Raw genomic sequence first — 13,788 nt, 5'->3', positions numbered from 1 at the left:
TGAAATAGTTTACATCTTAAGTTATGCCATACTTTTGTCAGGAATCGGGGACTTTTACGTTACTTTTACATAAACGAAACTCGATATTTACATGATGTTGGTATATTAACAATGTACTTAAATGAGTACTAAAAAAACTTGGGATTCATATAGGAGGAAACACGATCATGAAAAAAAGATCCTTTTTTTCAACAATAGTTGCGGTCGCAGCAGTGGGAGTATTACTTGCTGGATGTGGGTCAAGCAGTTCAAAATCTAAGAAGTCAACTGCGGATTCAAACGTTAAGATTACAGCGGTTGGTTCAACTGCCCTTCAGCCATTAGTTGAACAGGCTGCTAGTGATTATCAAAAGGATAACAGTAAAGTTAACATTTCTGTTCAAGGCGGTGGTTCTGGAACTGGTCTTAGTCAAGTTCAAGCCGGCGCTGTCCAAATTGGTAACTCGGATATCTTCGCGCAGCAACAAGATGGCATCAAGGCGAACAAGTTAGTTGATCACCAAGTTGCCGTTGTTGGGATGACCCCAGTGGTTAACAAGGATGTCAGTGTCAGCAACCTAACCATGGCGCAGCTGAAAGGGATCTTTACCGGTAAGTATACGAACTGGAAACAAGTTGGTGGCAAGAACGAAAAGATCACCGTTGTCAACCGAGCGCAGGGTTCAGGTACGCGAGCAACCTTTGAATCAGCTGTTCTTGAAGGTGCCAAAGCAGTTAAAGCCCAAGAACAAGATTCAAACGGAACCGTTCAAAAAATCGTTTCAAGTACACCAGGAACCATCAGTTATTTGGCTTTCTCATACGTCAACAGCAAGATCAAAGCCTTGTCAGTTAATAACGTTAAGCCAACTGATGCCAACGTTACCACTAATAAATGGAAGATCTGGTCATATGAACATATGTACACCAAAGGTCAACCAAACGCTGCAACGAAGAAGTTCCTCAACTATATGGACTCAAGCAAAGTTCAAGACAGTTTAGTACAGAAGCTTGGCTATATCAGTATTCATGATATGAAAGTAAGTAAGAATGCTCAGAATGCGGTATCACAGAAATAGGAGCACGTGTCGGATAGGTTACAGAGGGGCTGAAATCTCTGCGCTTTACGAGCGGTCCTAACCTGGACTGGTGCATTGACACCAACATTAGTATCCAAAGCATCAATTTCAATCAATATTCATCTACGAAGGCTGAAGGCAAACCAAATGCCTTTAGCCTTCGTTGGTCTAAGGCACAATCAATTTTAGGACCGCTGTGCAAAGCAGAAAGCTGCGTGTAAGCACCTTTAACAAAAATCCCAAAACCACGGATTTTTGCAGAAGGAGACTTACACTCCGATCTCTAACCGCTTTGCTCCGCTCACTAAATTATAGGAGGTTTAGCATGGATGAGATTAAGAAAGACCTGCAAAATCCATCGAAGGCAACTCATCAAGATTATTTTGGTCGAACAATCACCTACATCTGTATCGCTTTTGTGGGGTTGCTGGTAATTTCGATTTTATATTTCATCACGACCAGAGGTATCGCAACCTTTACGGCCAATCACGTGAGTTTGTGGAAGTTTCTATCGGGAACCAACTGGAACCCGGGATTACTTGATAAGCATGGCAACCCGCAGATCGGTGCCCTGCCAATGATTGTGACGTCGTTTAGTGTCACAATCCTAGCTGCTGTCGTTGCCACTCCGTTTGCGTTAGGGGTTGCGTTATTCATGACAGAAATTGCACCAGAAAAGGGAACCAAGATTCTTCAACCGGTTATCGAATTGTTGGTCGGAATTCCTTCAGTTGTTTATGGATTTATCGGTTTGTCGGTGATCGTACCGCTTATTCGTCACGCGTTCGGTGGGACTGGGTTCGGAATCCTCGCTGGAACATTGGTCCTCTTTGTCAGGGTACTGCCAACAATTACGTCACTTTCTGTTGATAGTATCAAGGCCGTTCCAATGTTTTACCGATCAGCTTCATTAGCACTGGGGGCCACTCGTTGGCAAACCATTTATAAAGTGGTTCTAAGAGCTGCGACACCGGGGATTTTAACCGCCGTTATTTTTGGGATGTCACGGGCGTTCGGTGAAGCTTTGGCGGTTCAAATGGTCATTGGTAATGCTGTCTTAATGCCTCATGGCCTGCTAACGCCTTCGTCAACCTTGACCAGTCAATTAACAACCGGAATCGGAAACACAACTATGGGGACATTGCCAAATAACGCGCTCTGGTCACTTGCACTGATTCTATTACTGATGTCATTAGTCTTTAACATTCTGGTTCGTTTTATTGGAAAGAAGGGTAGTTTGAAGAAATGAATTCTAAAACAAGTAATAACATTGCAACCGGGGTTATCTATGCGCTGGTGGCTGCGGTTATTGGTATCTTAGTTTTCTTACTTGGCTACATTCTGTGGACCGGGATTCCCCACATTTCGTGGCACTTCTTGACTTCGGCTGCCCAATCATTTAGAGCTGGCGGTGGGGTTCGTGATCAGTTGTTTAACTCCATGTATTTACTGGTATTGACCCTGATTATTTCGTTTCCGATTGCGCTGGGTTCTGGGATCTATTTGTCAGAATACGCACCCAATAATTGGTTTACCGGCCTGATTCGGACGGCTGTCGAAGTTTTAAGTTCTCTGCCTTCCGTTGTGGTTGGGTTATTTGGATACTTGTTGTTCGTCATTCAGTTCAACATGGGTTTCTCCATTTTAGCCGGAGCAATTGCATTGACCTTCTTTAACTTACCGTTGCTCACCCGAAGTATTGAAGAATCCCTGCAGGATGTTTCCCAACTTCAACGGGAAGCCGGGTTGTCGCTTGGACTATCCCGTTGGAAAACGATCACTGGGATTGTCTTACCAGCTGCCGTCCCCGGTATTTTAACCGGAATTATTTTAAGTGCTGGACGGGTGTTCGGTGAAGCCGCTGCCCTTATTTATACCGCTGGTCAAAGTGCGCCAACCGTTAATTATGGTGATTGGAATCCGGTCGATCCAGCTAGTTTCTTAAATCCACTGAGACCGGCTGAAACCCTGGCGGTCCATATTTGGAAATTAAATACTGAAGGGGTTACGCCAGACGCGGCCGCAATTTCAAGCGGGGCTTCAGCGGTTTTGATCGTCGTGATCCTGTTATTTAATTTATTAGCCAGAATGCTTGGTAACTGGATGTACAAGAAAATGACCGCGACAAGGTAGGAGATTAATATGCAAAACTATTCATTTGATGATACCCACATTATTGACATGCCATTGGAAAAAGCCATGACTACCGAAAATTTGCAGGTGTTTTACGGAGACAATCACGCGATGCACGATGCGACGTTAGCGTTCCCGCGGTATCGGATTACGGCATTGATTGGAGCCTCTGGATCAGGGAAGTCGACCTATCTGCGCTGTTTGAACCGGATGAATGACCGGATTGCGACCGTCAAAGGCAAAATTATGTATCGGGACACTGACATTAATAGTAAGGATATTAACGTCTATGAGGTTCGCAAACATATCAGTATGGTGTTTCAACGGCCCAATCCCTTTGCCAAGTCCATTCGTGAGAACATTACCTTCGCGCTAAAACGGAATGGCATCAAGGATAAGACCGAGTTGAACAAACGGGTTGAAGAGAGTTTGAAAGCGGCCGCACTTTGGGATGAAGTCAAGGATGACCTCGATAAAAGTGCGCTGGCATTATCTGGTGGGCAAGCACAACGACTATGCATTGCGCGTTGTGTTGCGATGAAGCCGGATATTTTACTGCTAGACGAGCCGGCCAGTGCGCTTGACCCAATTTCAACTGCTAAGATTGAGGAAACGCTACAGCTGCTGCGGAAGAACTATTCAATTATCATTGTGACCCACAATATGCAGCAGGCATCAAGAATCGCTGACTACACGGCATTCTTCCACATGGGCCATGTTCTTGAATACGATAAGACCGAAAAGATTTTTACCAATCCCCAAATTAAAGCCACTGAGGATTACATATCCGGTAACTTTGGCTAGCAAAGGAGCAGTGGGCAATGACCAAGATAATTACAAGTAACGATGTCCATCTATATTATGGCAAAAAAGAAGCTCTTCATGGCATCAACTTGGACTTTGAAGAACACCAAATTACCGCGTTGATTGGCCCATCAGGGTGTGGTAAGTCCACTTACTTGCGTTGTTTGAATCGAATGAATGATTTGATCAAAGGGGTCACGATTACCGGCAGTATTAAGTTAGAAAATGATGATATCTATGCCTCACAAATGGATGTCGTTAACTTACGAAAACGGGTTGGAATGGTGTTTCAACAGCCCAATCCCTTTCCGTTTAGTATTTACGAAAACGTTGCGTACGGATTACGGTTAGCGGGTGAAAAGGATAAACATGTGTTAGACGAGCGGGTAGAAACCAGCTTGAAGCAGGCGGCCATTTGGGATGAAGTTAAAGATCATCTCTATGAAAATGCCTTGGCGTTCTCAGGCGGCCAACAGCAGCGAATCTGTGTTGCCAGAGTGTTGGCGGTCCAGCCCGAAGTCATCTTATTGGATGAGCCAACCAGTGCGCTAGATCCGATTTCGAGTGCCAAAATTGAGGACACCTTAATGAATATTCGTCACCAGTACACGGTAATTATCGTGACCCATAATATGCAGCAGGCATCTCGAATTTCAGACAAAACAGCGTTTTTGCTCAATGGTGACTTGGTTGAGTTTTCAAAAACCGAGAAGATGTTCATTCACCCGGATGATGAGAAGACTAGTGATTATTTGAATGGGAAGTTTGGGTAGGACAGCTCCTCCAAGCAGAAGTCTGCATGTAAGCACCACCGAGAAAAATTCCAGAACCGGGAATTTCCCTCGGTGGAGATTTACACTCCGACTTCTAACCGCTTGGATCTGCTCACTTATTTTAGGACAGCTGCGCAGAGCAGAAATCTGCGTGTAAGCACCTTTAACAAAAATCCCAAGCTCGGGGATTTCCGTTAAAGGAGACTTACACTCCGATTTCTAAACGCTCTGCTCCGCTCACTTATTTATACAAGGAGAGTACTATGCGAGAATTATTTGATGATGAATTAAAAAAGCTCCATGGCCGATTTGTTGAAATGGGGTTGAACATTAGTGAACAGATTTATAGTTCAACTAAGGCCTTTATGGAACATAATAAAAAATTAGCTCAAGAAGTCATTGATGCCGATAATGAAACTAACGGCGAAGAAATGCGGTTAGAGAAGCAAGCATTAAGTTTAATTGCGCTTCAGCAGCCAGTTGCTACTGACTTTCGGGTGATTATTAGTATTCTGAAAGCTAGCTCTGATTTGGAACGGATTGGGGATCATGCCGTCAGTATCGCCAGGGAGACTATCCGCGTGAAGGGTAATCCACGGATTCCTGAAGTTGAAAAGGAAATTGCCAAGATGACCGATCAAGTTCGGGATATGTTGGAAAAAGCGCTGGATGCTTATTCCAAAAGCGATGCCGATGCGGCAAAGTCGTTGACAAATGAAGACGTTGCTGTTGACGAGCAGTATTTGTTGATTCGGGATGCGATCACTAAGGCAGTTGCTGAAAATACTGAAACTGCCACGGCCAGTTCCAGTTACTTCATGGTCATTCGTTTGTTAGAGCGAATTGGCCACCATATCGTTAATTTAGCTGAATGGATTGTGTATAGTGCCGCTGGTCAGATTGTTGAACTGAACCCCGGTAAAGCCAATCCGGAATTGGTGAATAAGTTGTATTCGGAGGAGATTGTAAAGGAGAAGGGGAAAGATTCGAAACCGGATCACACTAGGAAAGATTAGAACGATACCATACTGTGCGCTAGGGAACGATTAGTTTCAGGCACATAAATAGAGAAGCCAAACACCACTGAATGTTTGGCTTCTCTATTTATGTGCTGGGAATTCTTTTGTGGGTCTTGGTAGTATTTTGAAAATGCGCTTGCTGTAAGTGGCAGCCTGGTTTGAAGGTTGCTTTGTCAAAAATCCAGCGCTATTTGGTGGTTGTTTCTTGTTACGTAGATTAGGACCGCTCCGCAAAGCAGAAAGCTGCACCTAAGCCACTCCATTCAAAAATCCAAGCCCAGGATTTCTGAATGGAGTAACTTAGGCTCCGCTTTCTAAGCGCTTTGCTCCGCTCACTTTTCTATAATCACCCGACCATCATGTTTTGACTCCAAAATCTGATGGCCTTTAATGACGCCATCAAGGGTAAATGGCAATTGATCGCTAATCTTAATTGAAAGCTTGCCCTGAGCCATCAGTTCAATCATTGCCTTTAATGCTTCGATGTCAGTAATTTGTTGAGTTGGGTGGATGTGATTGAAGTGAACCTTCTTATCAGTTTCCGCCTCACCGTCAGCCACACTGGCAATGATCCCACCGTTTTTAATGATTTCGACGTCGTTTTCACTACCTGTTCCATTCAAAGCTGCGTCAATCACGACATCAGCGGTATTAGCCAGGACTTTTGCTGGATCCTGTTGATCATAAGCAACGTAATTTTTGACTCCTAGGGACTTAACGTATGCTTCATTGCGGCTGGCACCCACACCAATAACGTTAGCACCAATGCTCAAGGCCACTTGGGCGGCAATGGAGCCGACCCCACCCGATGCGCCCTTGACAACGACGGTTTGGCCGGGTTGAACATTGGCAAATAAATGAACGCCCTTATAACCAGCCAATCCGGGGGTGACAATGCCAGCCGCTTGGGCAAATGAGACGCTGTCTGGAATGGTAACGGTATTGGTGTCATCACCAATTGCGTATTCTGCATATGAATGATGGCCGTGAGCAACCACTCGGTCACCGACTTTAATTCCTTTAACGTCACTGCCAACTTGTTCGGCAAGCCCAGCAACATCTCTACCGGGAATGATTCGATGATCGGTCGGTTTAAAATTGCCGGCCCGCTGCAAGGCTTCAAAGTTATTTAAGTTAAATGCTTCGGTTTTAATGAGAACTTGGTTACCAGTAACTTCTGGAACTGGCACCTGATATTCCTTGAAAACCTCAGGGCCACCATTTTTTTCATATCCAAATGCGATCATGATAGACTACTCCCTTCCAAAACGCTGTCTAAATAACCTAAATCTAACTAAATTTTAATTCATCTCAACTGAAAAGCAATTAATTAGTTGAGTGCGAATTCTGATCTTAGGCGAAAGAAAGCGATTACGTTGTAGCGTGATGATTAAAAGATTCGGGTTTTCCCTTGCATCTTTTAAGATAACAAGTAGAATGTTTCGAAGTGACTATTTTAGATGAATGTGAGAAGGGTGGAGGAGACTTATATTCCAGTTTCTAAGCGCCTGACTCCGCTCACTGTTTTTAGGACCGCTGCGCAAAGCAGAAACTTCCATATAAGCACCTCCAACAAAAATCCCCAAAACCAGGGATTTCTGTTAGAGGAGACTTATGTTCCGGTTTCTAACCGCTTTGCTCCGCTCACTTTTGCTTAGGAGGAACTCATTTGCTACTATCGATTTTAAAAAAAGGAAAGCAAGGATTTGTTGGTTTCATTAACATTCTGGCCGATATTTTTGTGCCGATTATTCCAGCCATTGTGGCGGCTGGGTTACTGATGGCGCTTCATAACGTCTTGTCAGCACCCCATTTGTTTATGACACCATCGCTCATCGCTGCTTACCCTAGTTTAAAGGGCTTTTCGGCGTTTATTAACGTCTTAGCCAACGCGCCGTTTGCCTTTTTGCCCGTCTTAATTGGTTTTTCGGCAACGAAACGTTTCGGTGGGAATCCTTATTTAGGAGCGGCTATGGGGATGATGATGGTTTCACCATCCCTGGTGAGTGGTTACGATGTTAGCGCAGCGTTGGCTAGTCATCAACTCGCTTATTGGCATATTTTGGGAATGCCAGTCGCTCAAGCTGGCTATCAAGGTTCGGTAATTCCAATGTTGGTGGTCGCTTGGCTGCTTTCGTGGATTGAGAAACGGTGCCACAAGCTTCTCCCTGAAGCACTCGATTACACGTTTGCACCACTGATTACCATCTTGGTGACTGGGATCTTAACCTTCATGATCGTTGGTCCAGTAATGCGGGATGTCAGCGATGGCTTAACCAACGGCTTGCTTTGGTTATATCAAACTTCTGGTGCTGTTGGGACTGGAGTGCTTGGTCTGCTATATGCGCCATTGGTAATCACCGGGTTACACCAAAGCTTTCCAGCAATTGAAACGCAGCTAATCGCGAACGTGAAGCAAACCGGTGGCAGTTTCATTTTCCCAATTGCATCGGTGTCAAACATTGCTCAGGGAGCCGCTGCCTTAGCTATTTTCTTCTTAACGAAGGATAAGCAGCAACGCGGCCTTGCGTCATCGGCTAGCATGTCAGCATTATTGGGAGTCACTGAGCCGGCCATGTTTGGTCTTAATCTGAAATTGAAATTTCCGTTTGTGGCGTCAATGATTGGTTCAGGTGCTGCTGGTGTATATTTGGGCCTAACCCACGTATTAGCGGTCTCATTGGGGTCGAACAGCGTGCTTGGATTTATTAGCATTGCCACTCAGTCTATTCCAGCCTTTTTGATTAGCTGCGTGATCAGTTTTGCGGTCAGCTTTTCGTTAACCTACGTTTATGGCCGTCGCCAGGAAGTGACTGAAATTTTGGCAGCGGATGATGAACAGCCGGATGGTGTGGCGGTAGCGAATAGTAATTAACGAACGGATGGTTATTTGACTCACTGAAGAACAATAATGTTTAATGTAATATTTAACGATAATGACTAAAAAAAGCAATCCATAGACAATTGATGGATTGCTTTTTAAATTACTTAATTATTATTCATGAGATCATTGTGGGTTCCAATTCTGGATAAATAAATGATCGACGGCGTTACCACATACTCAAGTAAATGGTTCCCATTATGACCATCAAAATGCAGCCACCAAACTTGCAAATTTTTGAGGCCAGTTTGGTGTTCCACATTCCTGAGAATCTTTGCTGAATGCTTATCCGTTTCAATTTTATGCGGGTAGAAATAATCATTTATTTGTTTATCGTCTATAAAGCAATTCTTTATGTATTCCCAGGGAGTGTGCTCTTCTGGATCTATCTCCTTGGGTAAAGGCCGTTTAAAAACCCGCCCCCACTGTGCCCCCATGGCTTACTTTTTTATATTGTTTTTTAAATTCTGAGGTAAATTTTACTTCATTCATTTAATAGCCGCTCCAAGTCGTCTGGGTTGGTAGCGCCTGGTAACTTCTTTTTGCCCTTAATATCATTGGCAATTTCTTGGATTGATTTATCTTGCTCAGTATTCGGCATCGAATAGTACGGTGGAAGCCCTTCTGATGCAACGGTTGCCACTTGAGCTTTTACAAAAGCCGATAACGTAATCTGATGCTTCTTTAGTTCTGCGACGGCTTTTGTTTTAGTATCGTCATCAATTCTAACTTCAATCCTAGCCATATTAATCACCTCTAATAGTAATGTACTACTTGTGACGTACATAGGCAACGATTTAACCTTTAAATATGCTCTTAACAGCGTGCCGGTTAAACAGTTAATATTTTGTTGATTGAAAGAATGCGGTATGGTTAATGTAAAGTAATCGGATTAGAAAGGGCTGGCTTTGATGATCGAAACAAACGCCTATCTCAAGTATCGGCTAAAAAATCTTCCCAAACGAACGGTTGTCCAGAAGGTCTACGTGGGGACAAAATATGTCTATGCCCTGCAGTTATACCATCAAAATCGGGATGCCGTGATTTCTCGGGTACGGAAAAGTCGGGTGAAGAACGGCTACGATCTTGATTTCAGACACGCTAAAAAGATGACTCTCAAGAATTTTGGTCACGGCCAAACCTTAGAGTATTTCAATCATAACGGTGTCGATTACTGGTGGGTGGTTACTAAACCCAATGTGGCTGACTATCCCGACGTCAAGTGGGGGACGCAACTTGCCCGCATTCGTTTTAAGGCAAACCGGGAACGGCGAACCCGTCACCGGGGAAATCTTTCGGTAACCCGGTTGGTCATGCTCAATCACGCAACTCCTGATGGGAAATCGTATGGTCGGCTTAAAAGAGTAGAAGGCGCGTTAACACCAGACAAGCAGACATTACTAGTTGCAGCAATCGATACAAATAATAATGCGCACCTGAGTTTATATGATAACGAGAAGTTAAACGACGCGTTGGATGTTGTTGACGCGAATAACGGTTATGTTGACCTCAGTAAGGCGACTGAGATGCTTTCAAATAAGGTGAGCCAGCCTTACTGGAAAGTGCCATCATTCGCAAACCAGCTAACTGCTCCTTCCATTCAGGGAGTTGATTTATCCGCTCAGTTTGCGGTTTACGTTTCCAGTGGTCAGCCAGGGACTAGCGCAAACCACCCGAAGGCAGATCAGCCTGGTATTACAAAATTCGAATGGGGAAATTCCATTCCCAAACAGATCCTGTTAACTCATTCCGACTGGCTAGGACGAAACATTGAAACTGAGGGGCTCCAGCTGGCAACGAAAATGTACATTGGAATTGCCTGCCACGATGCTGAACCTTATGCGACTCAGACACTCGCAAACTGGGTGTACTGTGTGGGCGACCAAAAATAAACCACTGATAAGGTCATTCCTAGCTTGGAATGGTAATATCAGTGGTTTATTTGGTTGAAAATGAGTTATTGGTTTCGACTATTCTTCATCTTTCAGTAATTCTGAAAATGCAGGTTGATCAAACAGGTTGGATTGTTTGGTGTAAGTTTCAATGGTTGCCTGATCAAACTGGTCTGGATCAATTGGCATAAAGCTGGTATCAACTGGATCTTGATTCTTAACCTTAGCGTCAATTAGGATTGGCTTGGTGTTGCCAGCAGCTTGGAGTTCAGCGATTTTATCAAATGCGGCGGCTAATGACTTGCGGTCGGTGACTTGAATGCCAATTGCCCCCATGTCGTTAGCGAAGCCTGCCCAGTTAGCGCCAATAAAGTGAATCCCATATGGTTCCTGGTCGGCGGTGATCTTTTCGTGTTGAATGTAACCAAAGGCACCATTTTCAAGAACGATATTAATAATTGGCAAGTGATATTGCACCTGGGTTAACAGATCCTGCATCACCATTGAGAAACCACCGTCACCGGAGATACTGAAGACTTGACGGTCTGGGTAACTTAATTTACCAGCGATACTAGCTGGCAAAGCGTAACCCATCGTCCCGAACCAAGCGGACATGCTGAATTTTTGGTTGTGGTTAAACGGTAATTGACGGATCGCCCACATGAGGTTGTTACCGACGTCGAGGCCAAAGACGGCGTCATCATTACTGTGTTCCTTCACAGCGCGGATGACGGCTTCTGGTGCAAGGCCATTTGCTTCATTATCAGCGACTTTATTCAACCAGGCATCCCAGTTGGCTTTGTCCTTTCGAGCAGCTTTAAGGAATGGGGTTGGTGTAACTGGATCGCCTTTTTTATTGAGTTCAGTGAAGAATGGCTTAGCGTCGGCGAGAACCGTTAAATCGATATCGCGTTGTTTCCCGAGGTCTTCAACGTTGTTATTAATCTGAACGAACTTAATGCCTTGTGGTAGGAATCGGCTAAATGGGTAGTTAGTTCCCGCCAGAATAATCAAGTCAGCTGCTTGAGTAACCTCGAATGCTGGCTTGGTTCCCAGTCGTCCCCGGGAGCCCATGAAGTTAGGATGGTCAGTCGGCATGATGCCAGTAGCAGGAGCCGTTGTGAGGACGGGAACGCTGAACTTTTCTGAAAATGCCACAACTTCAGCACGGGCGTCCTTCATTCCAAGGCCAGCCCAAAGAACGGGGTGCTTGGCTTGCTTCAACAGGTCATAAACGGCGTCAACTGATGATGGATCAACCGTTGGGGTGGTCGCTGGTGTAAGGACCTTTGCTGTTTTGTAAGGTTCAAAGTCAATCGTTTCACCAGATAAATCATCGGGAATAATGAGGACGGCGGGTCCCTTTGTCCGGTAAGCGTAACGAATCGCTTCATCCATTAAGAAGGGGATTTGTGCCGGATTTGTCGGTTGCTTGTGGAAATCAGTTAGATCGACAAATAACGGATCCTGATCCATTTCCTGGAAGAAATAGGTGTTCATGATCGGAGTTGCGGATTGGCCAACGATGGCAACCACGGGAGCGTGATCCATCTTGGCGTCATACAGGCCGTTGAATAGATGGGTGGCGCCGGGGCCGGCTGATCCAAAGCTAACGCCAACTTTGCCGGTCAGTTTCGCATCAGCGGTGGCAGCTAAAGCACCAACTTCTTCATGGCGAACTTGAATGTAATTAATTTTGTCGCGTTCTTGATAGAGACCGTCAACGGTGTTGTTGATGGAGTCCGCGGTGATACCGTATAAATGGTCAACGCCCCAGCTAACCAATACCTTTGCTAGGGCTTGCCCAGCAGTCATTTTTGCCATGATTAAATCACTCCTGATTATTTTATTATGGTGCTTACTTTTTGAAAGTATGTTTAAAAGCATAACTTATCTGGGGAGTAAGTTCAAGTCAGGAGGTTTATAAAATGATCGAGATTACTAATAAGGTTAGGCGATATTTATGTATCGTTACTAATAAATTTCCGCTGGTTTGTAATTAATTTGGACATTAAATTAAAAATAATTGTAGTTAGATATGATCGCTGTATAAATGATACGAAAGTTAACTGATGTAAAAATATAATCAGGTACGGTTTGGAATATTACCTGAATTTAACTCCAACTATAAATTGATAACTTGAGATGTATATTTGATACAATTCAAGCCAGAAGGTTACTGATTACGGATATACCGGGCATTGTGAGACTTAATTAAGATAGGTTATTCCTCTTGAATACGTTATCATATGATAGCAATGTTCAAAAGGAGAATGATGGCCGATGCTTGATACAATATTAAATTCGTTAATGAAGCCGACTAAACTTGAAAAAGAGCAGCTTAAAAGCTTGGAATTTCATGATGATATGCCATTGGACGTTTACGATACTAGACTATCGCAGAAGGAAAAAACGCCGATTATTAGTGATGTCCTGTTTAAAAATAAAAGTATTTATGTAAGCAAACATAACCGTTATGCACCTTACCCGACCCATTCACACACATTCTTAGAAATGAATTACATGCTTCGTGGATCATGTGATGAGGTTGTTGACAGTCAACGCATTCACTTAGAACAAGGTGACGTTCTGCTCTTAGACGTTGGTTGTAAACATTCGGTTGGTTATTTAGGAACAAACGATTTGTTAATTAATATTTTGTTTAGGGATAAAGAAATTAATCTTGATCTCTTGAACGATCTGCGTAGCAGCAAAAGTGTGCTGTACGAATTTTTACTAAATCGACGAATTGGTGATGATAGTAAAATTCGATATCTATTGTTCGGACATGATGAGGAAAGCGAAGTTCAAGAAACTATTGATAGGATTATCGAAGAGTATTATCTGCAACGTGATTTTTCGGATACCATTATTAGTGCTTATTTATCAATCCTAATCGCACAGTTAGTTCGAAACTATAAAATTGATATACACAAGGAATTATCGAAGCAACAAATGCTAGCCGTTGAAATGTTGAAGGAAATTAACGATAACTATCAGGATGTTTCTCTGGAAAAATTAGCAGCAAAGTATGATTATAACCGTAACTATCTCAGCAATTTATTCAAAAAAGAAGTTGGTGATACCTTTTCACATATTTTAACCAAACAACGGTTGATTAACGCAAATATTTTGATTAAGTCAACAACTTTGCCTATTTCTAAAATTATAAAAGAAGTTGGAATTAATAATCGAACTTTTTTTCCTCAATTGTCAAATCAAGTGCAA

Annotated in this window: 12 protein-coding genes; 9 read left to right on the top strand and 3 right to left on the bottom strand. The window is 43.5% G+C overall.

All coding sequences use genetic code 11. The annotated features are described in order from the left end of the window. Window positions 1-167 precede the first annotated feature (167 nt). From FC98_RS11585 to phoU, 6 genes are all read left to right on the top strand, one after another. Complete coding sequence (locus FC98_RS11585; RefSeq protein WP_008856713.1) at window positions 168-1,058, top strand: phosphate ABC transporter substrate-binding protein PstS family protein; 891 nt, start codon at window positions 168-170, stop codon at window positions 1,056-1,058. A gap of 325 nt (window positions 1,059-1,383) precedes the next feature. Next, complete coding sequence (gene pstC, locus FC98_RS11580) at window positions 1,384-2,307, top strand: phosphate ABC transporter permease subunit PstC (protein ID WP_054655779.1); 924 nt, start codon at window positions 1,384-1,386, stop codon at window positions 2,305-2,307. Further along, window positions 2,304-3,191: a phosphate ABC transporter permease PstA gene (pstA, locus tag FC98_RS15075; protein ID WP_056949603.1), complete on the top strand. Its 888-nt coding sequence runs from the start codon at window positions 2,304-2,306 to the stop codon at window positions 3,189-3,191. Before pstC ends, pstA begins: the two co-directional genes overlap by 4 nt. A 9-nt stretch (window positions 3,192-3,200) precedes the next feature. After that, window positions 3,201-3,995: a phosphate ABC transporter ATP-binding protein PstB gene (gene pstB / locus FC98_RS15070; protein ID WP_008856717.1), complete on the top strand. Its 795-nt coding sequence runs from the start codon at window positions 3,201-3,203 to the stop codon at window positions 3,993-3,995. Window positions 3,996-4,012: 17 nt separating this feature from the next. Beyond that, complete coding sequence (gene pstB / locus FC98_RS11565; RefSeq protein WP_008856718.1) at window positions 4,013-4,768, top strand: phosphate ABC transporter ATP-binding protein PstB; 756 nt, start codon at window positions 4,013-4,015, stop codon at window positions 4,766-4,768. Window positions 4,769-5,031: 263 nt separating this feature from the next. Continuing rightward, window positions 5,032-5,784, top strand: coding sequence for a phosphate signaling complex protein PhoU (gene phoU / locus FC98_RS11560; RefSeq protein ID WP_056949602.1), 753 nt, complete (start codon window positions 5,032-5,034; stop codon window positions 5,782-5,784). A 335-nt stretch (window positions 5,785-6,119) separates the two neighbouring features. Here the strand turns inward: phoU and FC98_RS11555 are convergent, their stop codons facing one another. Further along, the gene (locus FC98_RS11555) at window positions 6,120-7,034 is read right to left on the bottom strand and encodes an NADP-dependent oxidoreductase (protein WP_008856722.1); all 915 of its coding nucleotides are present in this window, start codon (window positions 7,032-7,034) and stop codon (window positions 6,120-6,122) included. A gap of 422 nt (window positions 7,035-7,456) precedes the next feature. Here FC98_RS11555 and FC98_RS11550 point away from each other — a divergent pair, with 422 nt between their 5' ends. Beyond that, window positions 7,457-8,662, top strand: a complete 1,206-nt coding sequence (locus FC98_RS11550; RefSeq protein ID WP_056949601.1) for a PTS transporter subunit EIIC — start codon at window positions 7,457-7,459, stop codon at window positions 8,660-8,662. A 490-nt stretch (window positions 8,663-9,152) separates the two neighbouring features. Here FC98_RS11550 and FC98_RS11540 read toward each other — a convergent pair whose 3' ends face one another. Continuing rightward, window positions 9,153-9,413, bottom strand: a complete 261-nt coding sequence (locus FC98_RS11540; protein ID WP_040471478.1) for a type II toxin-antitoxin system RelB/DinJ family antitoxin — start codon at window positions 9,411-9,413, stop codon at window positions 9,153-9,155. A 166-nt stretch (window positions 9,414-9,579) separates the two neighbouring features. On the opposite strand from FC98_RS11540, the gene FC98_RS11535 reads away from it, so the two are divergent. Beyond that, window positions 9,580-10,560, top strand: coding sequence for a helveticin J family class III bacteriocin (locus FC98_RS11535; protein WP_008856727.1), 981 nt, complete (start codon window positions 9,580-9,582; stop codon window positions 10,558-10,560). A 78-nt stretch (window positions 10,561-10,638) separates the two neighbouring features. Here the strand turns inward: FC98_RS11535 and FC98_RS11530 are convergent, their stop codons facing one another. Continuing rightward, entirely contained in the window at window positions 10,639-12,384 is a 1,746-nt protein-coding gene (locus FC98_RS11530; RefSeq protein WP_040471480.1) for a thiamine pyrophosphate-dependent enzyme, read from the bottom strand. Between the two features lie 459 nt (window positions 12,385-12,843). On the opposite strand from FC98_RS11530, the gene FC98_RS11525 reads away from it, so the two are divergent. Further along, window positions 12,844-13,788 (top strand): AraC family ligand binding domain-containing protein (locus FC98_RS11525; protein WP_056949599.1); only part of this gene is annotated, 945 nt, incomplete at its 3' end.

The sequence above is a fragment of the Lentilactobacillus kisonensis DSM 19906 = JCM 15041 genome, from assembly GCF_001434135.1.
Lineage (GTDB): Bacteria > Bacillota > Bacilli > Lactobacillales > Lactobacillaceae > Lentilactobacillus > Lentilactobacillus kisonensis.
This window is presented reverse-complemented; position numbering and strand designations above follow the sequence as displayed.